Annotated in this window: 15 protein-coding genes; 9 read left to right on the top strand and 6 right to left on the bottom strand. The window is 48.4% G+C overall.

What is annotated here, in order from left to right:
• Positions 1 to 119: 119 nt before the first annotated feature.
• Positions 120 to 1,544, bottom strand: coding sequence for a L,D-transpeptidase family protein (locus BBR47_RS21550; RefSeq protein WP_041749561.1), 1,425 nt, complete (start codon positions 1,542 to 1,544; stop codon positions 120 to 122).
• A 96-nt stretch (positions 1,545 to 1,640) separates the two neighbouring features.
• Here BBR47_RS21550 and BBR47_RS21545 point away from each other — a divergent pair, with 96 nt between their 5' ends.
• The 5 genes from BBR47_RS21545 (at position 1,641) to BBR47_RS21525 (ending at position 6,063) form a co-directional block, all read left to right on the top strand.
• Complete coding sequence (locus BBR47_RS21545; protein ID WP_015892535.1) at positions 1,641 to 2,351, top strand: AAA family ATPase; 711 nt, start codon at positions 1,641 to 1,643, stop codon at positions 2,349 to 2,351.
• A 101-nt stretch (positions 2,352 to 2,452) separates the two neighbouring features.
• The gene (locus BBR47_RS21540) at positions 2,453 to 3,001 is read left to right on the top strand and encodes an RNA polymerase sigma factor SigX (protein WP_081437262.1); all 549 of its coding nucleotides are present in this window, start codon (positions 2,453 to 2,455) and stop codon (positions 2,999 to 3,001) included.
• Positions 2,998 to 4,173, top strand: coding sequence for a zf-HC2 domain-containing protein (locus tag BBR47_RS21535; RefSeq protein ID WP_015892533.1), 1,176 nt, complete (start codon positions 2,998 to 3,000; stop codon positions 4,171 to 4,173). The genes BBR47_RS21540 and BBR47_RS21535 overlap by 4 nt, the downstream gene beginning before the upstream one ends.
• An 89-nt stretch (positions 4,174 to 4,262) precedes the next feature.
• Entirely contained in the window at positions 4,263 to 5,225 is a 963-nt protein-coding gene (locus tag BBR47_RS21530; protein ID WP_015892532.1) for an ABC transporter ATP-binding protein, read from the top strand.
• Positions 5,197 to 6,063: an ABC transporter permease subunit gene (locus BBR47_RS21525; RefSeq protein ID WP_015892531.1), complete on the top strand. Its 867-nt coding sequence runs from the start codon at positions 5,197 to 5,199 to the stop codon at positions 6,061 to 6,063. Before BBR47_RS21530 ends, BBR47_RS21525 begins: the two co-directional genes overlap by 29 nt.
• Before the next feature lie 64 nt (positions 6,064 to 6,127).
• On the opposite strand, the gene BBR47_RS21520 is transcribed toward BBR47_RS21525, so the two are convergent.
• On the bottom strand, positions 6,128 to 6,523 hold the full coding sequence (locus BBR47_RS21520; protein WP_015892530.1) for a VOC family protein: 396 nt from the start codon (positions 6,521 to 6,523) through the stop codon (positions 6,128 to 6,130).
• A gap of 289 nt (positions 6,524 to 6,812) precedes the next feature.
• Here BBR47_RS21520 and BBR47_RS21515 point away from each other — a divergent pair, with 289 nt between their 5' ends.
• The 3 genes from BBR47_RS21515 to BBR47_RS21505 all read left to right on the top strand — a co-directional run bounded on the left by BBR47_RS21515 (position 6,813) and on the right by BBR47_RS21505 (position 10,525).
• Positions 6,813 to 8,120, top strand: a complete 1,308-nt coding sequence (locus tag BBR47_RS21515) for a CitMHS family transporter (protein WP_015892529.1) — start codon at positions 6,813 to 6,815, stop codon at positions 8,118 to 8,120.
• Positions 8,121 to 8,196: 76 nt separating this feature from the next.
• Entirely contained in the window at positions 8,197 to 9,852 is a 1,656-nt protein-coding gene (locus BBR47_RS21510) for an ATP-binding protein (protein ID WP_015892528.1), read from the top strand.
• On the top strand, positions 9,830 to 10,525 hold the full coding sequence (locus tag BBR47_RS21505; protein WP_015892527.1) for a response regulator: 696 nt from the start codon (positions 9,830 to 9,832) through the stop codon (positions 10,523 to 10,525). Before BBR47_RS21510 ends, BBR47_RS21505 begins: the two co-directional genes overlap by 23 nt.
• Before the next feature lie 363 nt (positions 10,526 to 10,888).
• Here the strand turns inward: BBR47_RS21505 and trmB are convergent, their stop codons facing one another.
• A complete protein-coding gene (trmB, locus tag BBR47_RS21500; protein WP_015892525.1) occupies positions 10,889 to 11,533 on the bottom strand; it encodes a tRNA (guanosine(46)-N7)-methyltransferase TrmB in 645 nt (214 codons plus the stop codon).
• 449 nt (positions 11,534 to 11,982) lie between these two features.
• On the opposite strand from trmB, the gene BBR47_RS21490 reads away from it, so the two are divergent.
• The gene (locus tag BBR47_RS21490; RefSeq protein WP_015892523.1) at positions 11,983 to 12,483 is read left to right on the top strand and encodes a C40 family peptidase; all 501 of its coding nucleotides are present in this window, start codon (positions 11,983 to 11,985) and stop codon (positions 12,481 to 12,483) included.
• Positions 12,484 to 12,622: 139 nt separating this feature from the next.
• Here BBR47_RS21490 and BBR47_RS21485 read toward each other — a convergent pair whose 3' ends face one another.
• The 3 genes from BBR47_RS21485 to ilvD form a co-directional block, all read right to left on the bottom strand.
• Entirely contained in the window at positions 12,623 to 13,879 is a 1,257-nt protein-coding gene (locus tag BBR47_RS21485) for an MFS transporter (RefSeq protein ID WP_015892522.1), read from the bottom strand.
• A gap of 120 nt (positions 13,880 to 13,999) precedes the next feature.
• Positions 14,000 to 14,602: an ArsR/SmtB family transcription factor gene (locus tag BBR47_RS21480; RefSeq protein ID WP_015892521.1), complete on the bottom strand. Its 603-nt coding sequence runs from the start codon at positions 14,600 to 14,602 to the stop codon at positions 14,000 to 14,002.
• A gap of 136 nt (positions 14,603 to 14,738) precedes the next feature.
• The gene (ilvD, locus tag BBR47_RS21475) at positions 14,739 to 16,415 is read right to left on the bottom strand and encodes a dihydroxy-acid dehydratase (RefSeq protein WP_015892520.1); all 1,677 of its coding nucleotides are present in this window, start codon (positions 16,413 to 16,415) and stop codon (positions 14,739 to 14,741) included.
• Positions 16,416 to 16,598: the final 183 nt, after the last annotated feature.

The following is a 16,598-nucleotide window of genomic DNA, read 5'->3' as shown; positions in this document are numbered from 1 at the left end:
TTTCTACCCCCTTTTTAAAAAGGATAGAAGGGCTTTTTTTCGTTTGATAAGCGTCTGGTAAAAATCAGCGCGTAACGCTATGACGTTCTGCACGTCTTTTCTTTACGTAGCGTAAAGAATCAATGGAGCCAATTGTAAATGACTTGTGGCGTCTCTTCCTCAGGACCAGCCGGGAGGACGAATGGAGCAGGATTGCTCCAAGGCTGGGCAGGGGACGGGGCATTGGAGATCATGAATTCTGTCCCCAATGAAACAAAGCTGTACAGCTCCTCAACAGCGGCATTGTACAAGCGAACACAGCCGAGTGAAACAGATGAGCCGATGCTTTCGGGATGGTTCGTCCCATGGAGGGCATATCCGTTCTCCTGAAAGACCATACCCCTCGTACCATAAATATTGTCATGTCCGCGAGGCTGATTGATTTTTTGTTGAATGGTATAGTAGCCTTCGGGTGTAGAATCGTTTTTGCCTATCGCGACGGGATAGCTGCGTACGAGATGAGAACCGCTGATGAGCTTCAACGTATGTGTCGATGTAGTCAATTGAAGCTGTAACGGTTCGAAAGGCGCGACTGGCTCCGGATAGCCGGGAAGCGGCAGTACATTGCGCAAGCTGTCCCATGCGGACTCTGGCAAGAAGGCTTTGGGATGATACGGATAGCTTTTTAACAAAAGTCTCTTTGGCGGTACTGGAATTTGCGGCAAATAATTGCCTGGATAAGCGCCAGCCAGATCAGACAGCTGGGCAGGCAACGTACCCGTTTGCTGATAGTAGCGATACAAGGCGTTTCGCAAGATCAGTACATGCTGAAGGGTTAGCTGCTCATCCGTGAGTTCTGCCTTTACTGAAGCAAGTGTCGGTTCTCGTTCCAGTTGCACGGGTTTATCCCACCATTTTTCACTGATAACAGTTCGACTCGTCGGATTGTAACGCAAGATGCCTCGGACTTCGCGCGGCTGATAAAACAGCAAGGGACGGAACAACGGCGAACCAGGTACTTCTGGGACAACCATCACTGTAAAAGGCTGTGTCAGAGCTGGACGCCGGGACTCAACATACCGCCGGACCTGTTCAGATAGCTCACGGGCACTGAGTGTAGGAGGGACGGCAATGACCTCTACATGTGGCTGTGTTTGCCCAGGTGTCGGTACGGGCTGTTTGGCAGCCTGCGGTATTGTCTCGGATGACCCATCTCTCAACGGTCCGGGCGAAAAAGCGAATTGAAAATAGAGAAACAAAAGGGAAGCCAAGAGTAAACGTGTTCGACTGCCCAAGGAGCTGCGCTGTCGCTCACGCAGCAGTCTGTGATAAGCGTCACGCGTCTCGTTGTCATACGGGCCTTGCTTGGATACCAGGCCACGCCTATACGCTTCGAGAGCTTGTTCCGAGTTTCCTTGTGCTTCTCGTTCTTTGCCAAGGTGAAACCACCCAATGGCTTCGTTTGGATACTGAGCCGTATACCACCGGTAAAAGGCGAGGTCGCTCTGATCCGGATATTTCATATGAAAGGTACTTTTTTCCTGAAGAAAGGAAACCTTGTCCACGGATGCTTCTCCCCCAAATAAATGAGCGTTTAAAAAGGCGCCCTTATTAGGATGTATCGGCGGGAGTCGGGAAAATAATGAGAGTGGAGGTCAAAAATGGTTTACTTACGAACGATCAAGCTGCTGCGGGAGAAATTTCCCAACACGAAAGAATATCCATTTCACTTGCCTTCCTTGCGCAAGCTGGAAGAGATTGAGCTTGCGAGCAGTGTCACTTTTTTTGTAGGAGAGAATGGCTCGGGTAAATCGACCTTATTGGAATCCATTGCCTATCAATGCGGTTTTCACACAGCTGGAGGATCGCGTCACAACTTTTATGAGGTGCATCGCTCGGAGGCGATTCTGGGTGACTACATACGCCTTTCCTGGCTGCCTAAAATAACGAATGGCTTTTTCCTACGAGCGGAGAGCTTCTATCAGTTTGCCAGCCATATCGATGAGATGGGTCCGAAAAGCTATCATCATTACGGCGGACGCTCGCTGCATGAGCAGTCGCACGGAGAATCTTTTTTCTCGTTGTTTGCCAATCGCTTCAACGGCAGGGGAATCTATCTGCTGGATGAGCCCGAGGCTGCTCTTTCACCGAAGCGTCAAATCGCTTTTTTGTACATGATGCGTGATTTGGTAGAAGAAGGCGCACAATTTATCATTGCGTCGCACTCGCCGATTCTATTGGGCTATCCCGGAGCGACTATCCTTAATTTTGACGAATCGCCGGTACAAGAGGTGAATTATCGCGATACGGAGCACTATCAATTGACGCGCCGTTTCCTGGAGAAGCCAGATCTATTTTTAGATGAAAAATAATTTTCATTCTTCCTGTCACAAAACTCGCCTTGGCGGTTTCTATTAGATGAACGAAGCAGTAGAGGCATTCGTTAATGGCGCACGCGGGAAGGAGGAATCCAGTGGAGGTGCAAGCAAACCTGGTGATGAACCATGCTCGAGTAGAGGATCATACAGATTCCTTTCAAGAATTGTTTACGACTTATTATCCGTTTGTAGTCCGACAGATCATGCGAATTGTGAAAGATCAGCAAACCGCAGAAGACATTGCACAGGATGTATTTCTCTCCTTTTACCATACCGATCGCACGGTGATCGAACATATCCCGGCATGGTTGTCCAAGTCCGCGCTCTACGCAGCGTACAATTTTCTTCGTTCAGAAAAACGCAGGTACGCAAGACAAGAGCGAAGTGCATCCGAGCAAGAACACGTCAGCCCTTCTTCAGAAGAGATGTGGCTTGCAAAAGAGTCCCAGAGTATCGTTCGCGATGTGCTAGAGGAGCTAGACGAGCGGGAACGAACCTTGCTGGTCATGAAATATTCCGGATTTCCTTATGCGGAGTTGGCGAAAGCGACTGGCACGCAGATCAGCTCAGTGGGAACACTCCTTGCGAGAGCGAAAAGTAAATTTCGTACCATATATGGCCGGATGAGGGGGGAAGAGGAATGAAATGCGCCGATACAGGCTTTATCCAGGCGTTCTTGGATGGGGAATGCAGCTCAAAAGAAAGTAAGCAATTCCTGCTTCATCTGGAGTACTGTGAAACCTGCCGCACACAGCTGAACGAACTGTCCGCGTTGGATAGCTGGACTCGTGAGAAGATGGAGCATGCTTTTTCCGAGACAAACGGTGGGAAGGTCAATACGGAAGCAGCGTGGCAGCGATTTTCGCAATCCATCGAGAAAACGACAGACACCTATGCACAAGAGCGACAAACGATAACCAATCGAGCAACAATGAGAAGGAGCTGGAATCAGATGAACAAGCAAACAAAAAGATGGGTAACAGGTGCTTCGGCAGTAGCAGTATTGGCTGTGTCCCTGTCTTTCCCCCAAGTACAAGCAGCAGCGAACGATTTTCTGTCCATTTTCCGCATGGATAAAGTAGAGTTTGTCAAAGTGACGCAAGAGGATCTGCGAGAGGTGGAACAATGGATCGCTAACGGCAATGTGGGCGAGATGGAACTGAAAGGGATCGGAAAAATCTGGATTGACGAAAACGATCAAGAGAAGCTCGAACAAAGAAACCATTATTACAACAGCAAAGAAGCTGCTGTAAAGGCTGGAGTCAAGCTGCCTGAGCTGCCGAAAGATGTCACGGTGGATAGCGTAAACGTCACTTCTCCTTACACCATGTACATGGAAATCGATGCAGATCGTGCAAACAAGCTATTGGCACAATTACAGGTAGAGGCGCGTTTTGATGAAAAGCTGAGTGGTAAACGCTTCTCCTTGAAGATTCCACAGATGCAGAACGTTTGGATGACCGCAGGAAAAGAAAGCTATGGCTACTCTGTCATGGACGCACCTGAGCTAACTGCTCCTGAGGGAGTCGATCTGGCACAGCTTCGCGAGACAATCTTGGCCCTGCCGTTCATTCCTGATCAAGTGAAAAAGCAGATGATTAGCATCGAAGACTGGCAACATACCCTCCCTGTACCATACATGGCAGACGGCGAGAGTAAGATGAAGGAAGTAAAAGTGAACGGTCAAAAGGGAATGCTGATCACAGGTAAATACAATGTGCATCTGATGTGGCAGCAGGATGGACACATTCACATGCTGGAAGGCAGCGAAAAGAACCCTGATGGGCTGTTGGATTTTGCCAATCAGCTGAAATAAGGAAACAAATAGTCGGGCATTGGCGGAGTTTTCCTGAAAAGGGAGGGCTCTGCTTTGTCCCGTTTGTCATGGAGAAAGTGAGGTAAGCGATGTCAGATTATGTGATTGAGACCTGGGACTTGACCAAGCAATATAACGGCAAGGCCGGCTGCAAAAATATTACGCTACAAGTACCACGCGGCTCCGTATTTGGATTCCTCGGGCAAAATGGAGCGGGTAAAAGTACCTTTGTCAGGACGATGCTCGGGTTATTGCACCCAACGAATGGCAAAGCGGTTATGCTTGGGGAGCCGATTGGAAGTGTAGAATCGCGAAAAAAGGTAGGGTACTTGCCAGAGCTATTCCGCTATCCGGATTGGTTGACAGGTCAACAGCTTTTAGAGCATCATGCCGAGTTGTGTGGATTAACACATCGCGAGAGCAAAACAGTCATAAAAAATGTCGTTGAGCTGGTCGGAATGGCTGGACGCGAGCGTGAACGCATCCGGGGCTATTCCAAAGGCATGCAGCAGCGTATCGGGATTGCCTGCGCCCTCTTATCCGATCCAGAGCTAATCTTTCTCGATGAGCCGACCTCCGCGCTGGACCCAATCGGGCGAAAAGAAGTACGCGAGCTAATCGCTCGACTGCGTGACCAGGGAAAGACGGTTTTTCTCAACAGCCATTTACTGAGCGAAATGGAGAGCGTGTGCAATCACGTTGGGATCATTCACCGCAGTGAGCTGGTCGTACATGGCGACTGGCGCAAGCTGAGCAGCGTCCAACCACAAATTGAATTGACTGTGGAAAAGGATAGCGCTGGCTTTCATAACGAGCTTCCTTCTTTCGTCACAGAGAGTCGTCTCGTTAGACAAGAGGAAGACCGTGATACATGGTTATTGACGCTGGATCAGGACAATCGGGTACCCGCTCTGTTGCAACAGTTGATCGCATCCGGGGCTGGGGTACATGAAGTCGTCCGCAAGCAGCAATCACTGGAAGATGTATTCCTGTATTGGGTGCAGAGAAAGGAGGGAGAACGACATGTGGCCGATCATCAAAATCACGTATAGAGAAATGATTTCCAAGCGTATTTTCACGATTACGCTGATCATGTCGCTGGCCTTCTTGCTGCTGTTTGGACTTGCCACAGGCTATGCCGTCAAGGAAATGAAGGACTCATTTGGGGGCGCAGGTCCAGAAGCTTTGCTGCAAAAAAACTTCTTTTCCACGCAGCTCTTGGGAATGGGCTTGTACTTTGGCTCCGTCATTACGGCACTCCTGGCGATTTTGAGCAGTGTCGGGAGTATTGCATCTGAAATCGAGAGCCACCAAATCGACACGTGGCTCGCCCGCGCCCTTCCTCGCTACAAATATGTATTGGGGAAATTTTTCGGGTTGGCAAGTATGTTGGGGCTTTACGCACTCCTGATGTTTGCCGGACTTTTGGCGATCAACCAATGGGTGGGTGGCGGTGCGTTGGCTGTTCAGGTAAGTGGAGCCCAAATCCTGAAAGCAGCAGCTTTCTTCGTAAGTATGCCGATCATTCTTGTCTGTGTAGCCATGCTCTTGAGCAGTATAACTACAACAGTAACAGGCGGTATTATCCTGATCATTCTTTACGGGATCAGCTTCATCGGTGGCTTTATCGAGCAGCTTGGTGTTGCCTTTAGCAACAGCTCACTCACGAACATCGGGATTATTTCCAGTCTGGTTTTTCCAACGGATTCGTTATTCAGGCAAACGACGCTCTCACTATTTGACACGGCAGACGATCCGTTGTCCTTTGCTTCACAAGGAATTTTCGGGACGACTTCTCCACCGAGTACTGCCATGCTCATCTACACCATTCTCTATGGCATCGTGGCGTTGGGGTTGTCCATCCGGGTGTTTCAAAAGCGGGATGTATAAAATACAAGAAAGAACGGCTGATTCCGTGCCGTTCTTTTTCTTTTCCATATTTTTCAATCTGTTCCTATGCCAATTGTTTCGCGATCTCCCAGGCATGTCCTGCCGGATCGATGAAGGACGCCGTTCGCACTCCCCATGGCCGGTCGATCGGACCGTTAAGTAGAGCAACTCCCCGGTTTTTCAATTCTTCGCAGACTTCATCTACGTCATCGACCCACATGGTGAGCAGGAAGCGGGATCCTGATTCACGTGTTGCGACTGTTCCCGGTTTCATTAAATCGTGTGACTCGGAAATATCCAAGAGGTTCACGCTCATATTCCCGAAACGAAACACCGAAGAGACCTCGTCTTCATATACGGCTTGAAAGCCGAATACTTCCTGATAGAACGCCTTCACCTGCTGAAAATCCTCCACAAACAGCGTGATGACATCCACATTCCTAGATCCTAAACTCTTCATACGTACCCCCCTGCTTTCCGTTTGTAAATGGGTGTTGATTCCATCATAGCAAATATGAAAAATGGGTATTTCTTATGAATTGCTTTCTTATCACGAAACGGTCCGTTAGGCTTACTTACGAAGGTGTTGCATGCTCCGAACACCGTATGCGCATTTCGTAATTTTTATGAAGTTAATAGAGGAAATGCGGTTAAAACAGTTTATGCGCATATTCTATTCGGATTTTTACGAACATTGCTATAATGACAGCACGATATGAAAGCGCATTCTTGCAAGGGGGAACTCGCGTATGCTGGCATTACTTGGATTTCTCATGGTAGCCATTTTTATGTACTTGATTATGTCGAAACGGCTCTCGGCATTGGTTGCTTTGATTGTTGTTCCTGTTGTATTTGCGTTGATTAGCGGATTTGGTACAGAAATTGGCGACATGATGCTTGCAGGTATCAAGAAAATTGCGCCTACGGGAATCATGCTGTTGTTTGCCATTCTGTACTTTGGAGTCATGATGGATGCAGGTCTGTTTGATCCATTAATTAAAAAAATCGTAAAAATGGTGAAGGGTGACCCACTGAAGGTGATTGTAGGTACAGCGATTCTCGCTACCTTGGTCGCACTGGATGGAGATGGAACCACGACTTATATGATTACCGTTACCGCGATGCTGCCTTTGTATCGCAGGCTGGGTATCAGACCGATGATTTTGGCAGCCATGGCGATGCTCTCACTCGGTGTCATGAACATGACGCCTTGGGGTGGACCGACAGCACGTGTTATGAGTGTACTCCATATGGATGTTTCCGAGATTTTTGTCCCTGTGATTCCTATGATGATTGGCGGAATTGCGTGGGTGATGATCGTAGCCTGTATTCTGGGCAAACAAGAGCGTAAGCGTCTGGGGATTATTGAGATACCAGATGAAGATTTGAAATCGCTTGCAGGACAAGAGGTGGCGGCGACGGATGAGACCGCTGCACTGAAACGTCCGCGCTTGATCTGGTTCAATCTGTTGTTAACCGCAGCCCTGATGGTCGGCCTGATTACGAGCTTTTTGCCACTGCCGACGTTGTTCATGCTCGCTTTTGCCATTGCCCTGTTTGTGAACTATCCGAAAATGCAAGATCAGAAAGAGCGAATTGCCGCCCACGCAGCTAACGCACTGGCTACCGTGTCCATGGTTTTCGCGGCGGGTATCTTTACAGGCATCCTGACTGAAACGAAAATGATCGATGCGATGGCGAGCACACTCGTTTCCTGGATTCCGGATTCACTTGGTTCTCATATGCCTTTACTCGTAGCGCTGACAAGCATGCCATTCACGTATTTCATGTCGAACGATGCGTATTACTTCGGGATCGTTCCCATCCTGGCGAATGCAGCAGCCGCTTACGGAATCGATCCGGCGGAAATTGGTCGCGCTTCCATCCTGGGTCAACCGCTGCATGTACTCAGCCCGTTGTTTGCAGCACAGTACCTGCTGATCGGAATGGTTGGGGTCGATTATGCAGAAACCCAAAAGTTCATCCTGAAATGGGCGTTTGGAACATCGATCGTGATGATTGCGCTTGCTCTTCTTACCGGAGTCATCTCATTTTAGTCAAAGATAAGAAGGAAGAAAGGAAAAAGAGGCCTGCTCATGGCCTCTTTTTCGTCATCGAGCGAAATGAGATACAATGAGAAGAAGAGGAGGGAACGATGTGCGTTTTCACAGCAAGCTGATGTTGATTATTTGTTCGCTCCTTTTTGGTGTGACGGTCATACTCGGTACAATGTTTGAGCAGATGCTGGCGGGCGTATTGGAGCATGAGATCGGGACGCGTGCACTGCATACCGCCAAGACCGTCGCGCAGATGTCCGAGATCAAACGGGCGTTTGACACAGAAGATCCCGCCAAGATTATCAATCCAATCGTGGAAAAAATACGCGTGGACACAAATGCGGCTTTTATCACAGTAGGAAATTTGCAAAGCATTCGCTATTCCCATCCTGATCCAGAGCAGATTGGCAAAAAGATGGTGGGAGGCGACAATGAGGCAGTATTTAAAGGGCAATCTATCATCTCTGAGACAGTCGGCTCGCTTGGACCTGGACTCAGAGGAAAGACACCGATCTATGATGAGGAAGGAAAGGTGATGGGGGTCGTTTCGGTCGGCTTCTTGTTTGAGGATATAAATGAGACGATCGAATCGTATCGCAATCGAATCTTCGTCATCGGCATCGTCACCTTGCTCTTGGGTGTGGTGGCTACGCTCATTCTTTCACAAAATGTAAAAAAAGCCATATTTGGTTTGGAGCCTGAACAAATCGGGCGATTGTATCAGGAAAATCAAGCCGTGCTGGAATCGATTCGCGAAGGCATTGTGGCGGTCAATAAGGATGGAGCGATCACACTCGCGAATCAGACCGCTCTCCATATGCTGGGGCAAGCGAAGGATAATGACAGGATCATGGACAAACAGGACGAGCTGGTTCGGTCGTTGGGCCTTCATGAGGTGATTGAGACAGGGAAAGCCGAATTTGACCGCGAAACGAAAGTGGACGAGCACATATTAGTGGTGAACCGGGTACCGATTATGGATAAGGAGCGCCATGTTTTGGGTGCGGTAGCGAGCTTTCGCAATCGGTCCGAGCTGTTCGAGGTCACACAGGAGCTGTCACGAGTGAAGGAGTATGCGGAAGTCCTTCGTTCCCAGACGCACGAGTATTCCAACAAACTGCACCTCATATCAGGACTCATCCAGCTCGAATCGTATCAGGAAGCCATTGAAACGATCTCTTCTGAGTTGAATGTACATGTCCACAATACGACGTTTATTATGCAAGAAGTCCCCGACCCACTGATAGGTGGCTTATTGCTCGGGAAACTGAATCAAGCCAACGAACGCAAAGTGGAATTGAAAATTGATCCAGAAAGCAACTTCCGTGACATTCCTGCCTCGATTGATCGCTCACAGCTGATTGTCATTCTTGGCAATTTGATAGATAATGCGATGGACGCTGTAAAAGCTCCGGGTGCATTTGCACCAGAAATCACGATCTTTTTGCTCAATATGGAAGAGGTCCTGCTCATCGAGGTAGAGGATAGAGGGCCAGGCATCTCCGAAGAAAATGCTGAACGAATCTTTGAGTTGGGCTTCTCTACCAAAAAACAGCCGAATCATGGCTACGGACTGTACTTAGTCAAACAAGCTGTTATTCATGTACATGGCAATATTACGCATACAGGTAATCCGGTAGGTGGAACAATTTTTACTGTGACGATACCAAAGGATGCACACACGGCAGAACGGAAGGAGGCCGTACTAGATGATACGGGTACTCATTATTGAGGACGACCTGAGAATCGCAGAGGTGAACCGACGCTTCGTGGAAAAAGTGGAGGGGTACGAGGTGATTGGCATTGCCACGAATGGACAAGAGGCCAAAGACCAAATGGAAATTTTGCAGCCCGATCTCGTGTTGCTCGACATTTATTTTCCGGATATGGACGGCCTCGATTTTTTGTCGATCATAAAGGAGCAGTTCCCTACAACGGATGTCATCATGCTGACAGCTGCCAAAGAAGTGGATGCGGTTGTAGAGGCGATCCGCTACGGCGTATTCGATTTTATTACCAAGCCGCTTATCTTTGCACGCCTGCAACAAACGTTACGGAATTACCAGGAGTTCAGGCAAAAGGTCAGTGATTGGAAAAAAGACACCGATCAGATCAGTCAAACCCAAATCGATGAACTCATTGCCCGGACAGGCCAAAAGAAGACACCCGAGACAAAAGCAGTCAAAGGAATTGATCAAATTACGCTGGACAAGATCTCTGGCTTTCTCATGCAGACACAGGAGGCCACAACGGATTTAGTCAGCAAAGAAACAGGCATCAGCCGTTCAACAGCAAGGCGATACCTCGAATATTTGGTAGCCAAAGGAGACGCCATCGCAGACCTTTCGTACGGTGTTGTCGGACGTCCAGAACGCGTGTACAAAAGCGTCGGGCGGCAAAAATAATAAAAAAACCCTCCGTGCAATCAAGTAAGTTCCAAAGCTTACTTGAGAGCGTGGAGGGTCTTTTTTTGTACATATGATTTTTGACAAGTATTTAGAAGGTTCCGATGAACCAACAAAAGCTGGCGAGAAGAAAAAGCGCAGGGCTCGCAGACCTTGACAACGCCTACCCAGTCGGAACTTCAAAAAGGGGACCACGCTTGTCGAACACTTCTTCCCTGAGAAACTTCCGCCCGTAGGGTGGCTTTGGCTCGACGGGCCCTTTTTTGAAGTGGAGACGGACAGTAAAATCCCCTTGCGGGCGTGTCAGAGTCGAAGAGAACTGTGCTTTTTCTTCTCCTCCCCTATGTTGACTCAAACCCGGTTCTACTTAATCACACAGCTCGCTTCCACCCGATAAATACGCTGCCCACGAGAAGAAAAGCGCTCCTCGTACTCCGTCATCACATTATCCGCTGCCAGTTTGGACTGGTGCAGATCAAAGGTGATATTGCGCATCTGGAAACGCTCCGCAGCGAATTGGTTGAGTGAAAACTCAAAAAGGTTCTCATTGTCTGTCTTCATATGAAGCTCACCGTCTGCCACAAGCACCTGACGATACGTGTTCAAGAAGCTTTTGTAAGTAAGACGGCGTTTCGCATGACGGGTTTTTGGCCACGGATCACTAAAGTTCAGATAGATGCGAGAAATTTCATGATCGGCAAACAACTCGGTCAACTTGGAAGCGTCGTACTGAACAAAAGCCAGATTCGGAATAGCCTTGTACTCCGTACGCTGGACAGCGCGCAGAACGACCTCTGCCTTCAGTTCAACCGCAATAAAATTGATGTCAGGGTGACGCTCGGCCAATGTATTAATGAAACGTCCTTTTCCACAGCCGATCTCCACGTGAATCGGATTGTTATTCCCGAAGCGTTCCTTCCAATTCCCTTTATAGAAAAGGGGATTGTCTACGAACGTCGGATATTCTCTCAGGGCCGCTTCGGCACCTGGAATGTTACGCAGTCGCATATGTGCCTCCTTCAAAACGAACTCCTATCTACTTTACGATGACTCCCTGCTAGTTGCAAGTAGAGAGAGAAGAAAGAGAAGTGAGATTCCGGAGACAGATTACGTGAGAAAGGAGCGAAAAGGGGTTTTTTGTAAAAGGTACTAGGACGAAAGTCGCATACAGCGCGGATTTTAACATAGGATGGCTGGATAAATTTTGCCAATTTGAGAGGGACATTCTGGTAGGAAAATAGACTGAAAATTTGAGGAATGCCTGTTAAATCAAGCGCGAAGGCGTCAAGCGGTAATCGTGTCCAGTTGAAAAAATCATTTTTGGCAAGTTTTTGGTAATTTCATAGTGTGTGGGCTTTGGTAAAGTAGAGAACAAGTGAGAGGTCAGCCAAACTTTGCATAAAATGGTCCCCTGTTGAGCAGGGATCTTTTTCAAAAGAAAAGGGAGGATGAACAGCATGAAATTACATAAAGCCCTCATAGGAATCGTAATGGGAGTAGCATTGGGAGTCACAGCGATTGTCGCTCCGTTGCCAGGAGAGAAAAATGTAGCTGAGGCGGCATGGACGCAATCCAAGGCGGACAAAGTCATTGCCACGGGAAGAAAGTATATGGGTACTCCTTATAAATTCGGTGCGAGCAGCAATACCACAGCCGTTTTTGATTGCTCTTCCTTTACAAAGCGCGTATTTAAAGTCGCAGTCGGCAAGAGCTTGCCACGCACTTCTCGCGATCAAGCCAAGGTAGGAACGAGTGTGTCCAAGTCGAACCTGAAAAAAGGAGACCTGGTGTTCTTCAAGGCGAGTAAAACGACGACGTCCAAACGGATCACACACGTGGCGATCTATGCAGGTAACAACAAACTCCTTCATACATATGGAAAACCAGGAGTGACGTATTCGACCTTTAAGGGCACGTCCTGGGAGAAACGCTTCGTTTCGGCACGGCGAGTCTTGTAATCTACCCGTCTGGCTCTCTACTTACTAATACGTCTCGCACGCGGTAAAGTTGCGACGAGCGAATAGGCAAGTTTTGTAAATAGGATAGGGAAAAGGGATGATCCATTGCAGATCATCCCTTTTTGCTGTCGCGCGAAACTCAATCGGATCTCTTTGCAGGCCGAGCATACTTTTGCCGCCAATAAAAGAAACAGGAAGCAAGAAAGAGGGGGATGGAGGCAAGCAGCATCACTTCCTTGGCCGTAAGTCCGCATGCGATCAATAGACTCGTTATTGCCTGTGAAATCGGCTGCAAGCCTAAAGAGGAGAGCGAAACCAAACTCATGACTTTCCCCAACGAGGCTTGTGGCACCTTTTCCTGAACAAAAGAGAGAATCGGAACATTAATGAGAGAAAACGTGACGCCGAGCGTAAATAGAATAAGCAAGCTGAGCCAGAACTGTTGGGTGAGACTAAAAGCAAAAAAGACAAGTGCTTGCATGATCATAAAAAGAAAGGCGATCTGCAACCTGTTTTGGCCTAGTGTCGTGAGTGTGAGCACGATTGCCCCAGCAAGCATGCCAAAAGCGAGTGCCCCTTCCAAAAAGCTGTACTGCAGCGTAGAACCAGCTAGCACCTGATCTACAAAAATCGGCAAGCCGATATATAAGGGGCCCATCAAAAATACGTTCAAGCAGATGATGGAGGTCAATAGCAAGGGAAGGAAATCCGATTGCTTGACATAGTAGAAGCTTTCCTCTATAGATTCCTTGAGCCGTTGCTGTGGTTTGGAAAGAACGTCTGGTTCCTGTTTCGGCATGCACCATGCAGATACACTTGCAACCAGCAGAAGCAAGCCAACAAAGCCGTATAAAAGGGGGTAACTTCCCCACTCAATTACAAAACCGGCAAGAACAGGACCAAGCAGTTGTGAGGTTTGGTTTGTCGTTTGTAGCACAGAATTCGCTCGCAAAAGGGAGGAAGAGGGTACGATTGACGGAATGAACGAATTTTGAGCTGGCCAATAAAAGGCATCAATGGTACCGAAGAAGAGAGCAAACCAAATAAATAGCGCCAGCGAGGAATACCCCCACCAGATGATTCCCCCAAGCAACAGCATCAAAAATGCTTTCAACATGCTTGTGATTGACAGGATTCTCTTTTTGCTCATCCGATCAGCGAGCGTTCCGCCTATCAGCATGAAGCCGATCCTGGGAATGGTTGCCGCCATAAATACGATGCCTAATGAGGCCTCCTGAGATAAAACCTGGATGATATACCAGGTTTGCGAGAAAAGAAAGAGAGAGATACTGAGTCCGGAACAAAGGGCGGACATCCAAAGAAGGGTAAAAGGTTTCGTAAACAAGCGGGATGTATCCGCTGAGGGAAGGCTAGATTGCTTGGGGACAGCTTCCATGGAAATTCACTCTCCTTATTATTAACCGGTTAAAAAATATTAACCGCATGTCTGAAAGAAAAACCTACTCGAATAGGCTTTTCATACACATGTGGACTTATCGGATTACATGTTCCTTTGTTACTCCTGTCCATCCTTTTTAAATAACGGTTCATCAATTTGAAATCCCGTAATCATCAGGTAGTAATCCTGCTTCGAAGAGGGGGCATCTAGGGAGCTTTGCTGCAATTCGTGGAGTAGGCTCCGGTATTTTTGCAAAAAGGACACAAACGCTTGCTCACTGACTCTGACTTCAGACTGTAGGGAGATGCGCGGCCATTTCTCGACTTCCGTTGATGTCAGTGCAAAGGCTTCTTCAGGAGCACTGAGCGCTCTTGTTTTCGCCCGTTGCAACACTTCGACATAGGATTGTCTGGTAGCCTCCTTCGACTCCGTATACGTGAGCAGATGATCAGCGGGTATGAAGCCTCTTGCCACCGCCTGATAGTATTTGAGAATGTTGCCGCCCTTCTCTTCCTTTTTAACCAACTGGATGATGCCATGCTTCTCCAACTCACGCAGGTGGTACAGGATCTTCGCACGAGACAGTCCAAAAAGCTGGGAAAGCTGTTGCCCCGTGTGCGGCTTTTCCACCAGATGCATTAGCATTTTCGTGCGTAACGGGTCACTGATCACTTTTAGCTGATCGTAGTTTTCGATGATAAAAATCGACTTTTGCTCCAATATGCATCACAATCCTTTTAACCAGTTAAAATTTATTAACTTGATTGTATGAGGGGATATATGGAAAAGTCAATACAAAAACCCTTCCTGAGTGACGGTGATTCACAAAGGAAGGGTTTTGGCTTTACTTGCAACACTAGATTTTCAAAATACCACCCATGCTCGCATTCGTTACCAGCTTGGAGTAACGAGCCAGATAGCCTGTTTTTACCTTCGGCTCGAATTCTTTCCAGCCTTCCTTGCGGCGAGCCAGCTCGGCTTCATCCACGAGCAGTTGCATCGTGCGCTCCTCAAGGTCAATCGAGATGATATCTCCGTCCTGTACGAAGGCAATTGGACCGCCTTCTGCGGCTTCTGGAGACACGTGACCGATACTGATTCCGCGAGAAGCACCGGAGAAGCGTCCGTCTGTAACGAGCGCGACTTCTTTACCGAGACCCATACCCACGATTTGCGAGGTAGGAGCCAACATTTCTGGCATACCTGGTCCGCCTTTAGGACCCTCATAGCGGATGACGACAACATGACCAGATTTGATTTTGCCAGCAGCGATTCCTGCCAGAGCTTCCTCTTGGGAGTCGAAGCAGATGGCTGGACCTTCGTGCTTTTTAATAGAAGGATCGACACCGCCTGTTTTGATGATCGAGCCTTGTTCCGCCAGGTTACCGAACAGAACAGCGAGACCGCCAGAAGCGCTGTACGGGTTATCAAGGCGACGAATGACTTGATCGTTTTTGATTTCAGCGTCAGCGATGTTTTCGCCAAGGGTTTTGCCCGTGACTGTGATACGGTCCGGATGGATCGCGCCTGCTTTTTTCGCGATTTCTTTCAGAACCGCAGATACGCCGCCAGCCTCGTGGCAATCCTCGATATGATAGTCGGAGGAAGGAGCCAGCTTGCAAATATGTGGAATGCGCTTCGCTACTTCGTTGATGCGCTCGATTGGGTATTCGATACCTGCTTCTTGTGCGATAGCCAGTGTATGAAGAACTGTATTGGTTGACCCGCCCATCGCCATGTCGAGAGCGAATGCATCGTCGATTGCCTCGAGTGTCACGATGTCGCGTGGCTTGATGTCGCGTTCAATCAGATTTTTCAGTTTTTCAGCAGATGCTTGTACCAGCTCGCGACGTTCAGGAGAGACAGCGAGTACGGTACCGTTGCCTGGCAGAGCCAATCCGATGGCTTCGAGCAGACAGTTCATCGAGTTCGCTGTAAACATACCGGAACAGGAACCGCAAGTCGGGCATCCATATTGCTCCAGCTCTTCGAGTTGCTGGTCGTTGATCAGGCCTGCTTGGTGAGCGCCGACGCCCTCGAATACGGAGGAAAGCGAGATGGAGCGGCCATCACTCGTTTTTCCGGCTTTCATAGGACCGCCGGTTACAAATACGGTTGGAATGTTGACACGAAGCGCACCCATGATCATCCCAGGCGTGATCTTGTCACAGTTTGGAATACAGATCATGCCATCAAACCAGTGAGCAGCGACAACGGTTTCCAAGCTGTCTGCGATGATCTCGCGGCTCGGGAGGGAGTAGCGCATCCCGATATGTCCCATAGCGATTCCGTCGTCAACACCAATCGTATTGAATTCGAATGGAACCATGCCAGCAGCGCGAACGGCTTCCTTGACCAGTTTTCCAAACTCCTGCAAGTGCACGTGACCTGGAATAATGTCGATGTACGAGTTGCAAATAGCGATAAACGGTTTATCGAAATCCTCATCCTTTACACCTGCTGCACGAAGCAAGCTGCGGTGTGGTGCGCGGTCGAATCCTTTTTTGATCATATCACTTCGTTGTCTGGCCAATTTGAAAAACTCCCTTCCAATACGGATCATGCCTGTCTTATGTTTTGAACTATCTTATCAATTTTTAATTACAGAAACAACCGTAAAAGTCTGAACATTCGCTCAGCCCCGGGTGGTTCGGAGAGCTGCTCTCGATTGGCATACGTTTAGGAATCATAGCGAAATCAGCTTGTTTGGGATAAA

Origin of the sequence: Brevibacillus brevis NBRC 100599, assembly GCF_000010165.1 — a bacterium.
Lineage (GTDB): Bacteria > Bacillota > Bacilli > Brevibacillales > Brevibacillaceae > Brevibacillus > Brevibacillus brevis_D.
Note: the sequence above shows the minus strand (reverse complement) of the source record. Positions and strands in the feature narration are given on the sequence as shown.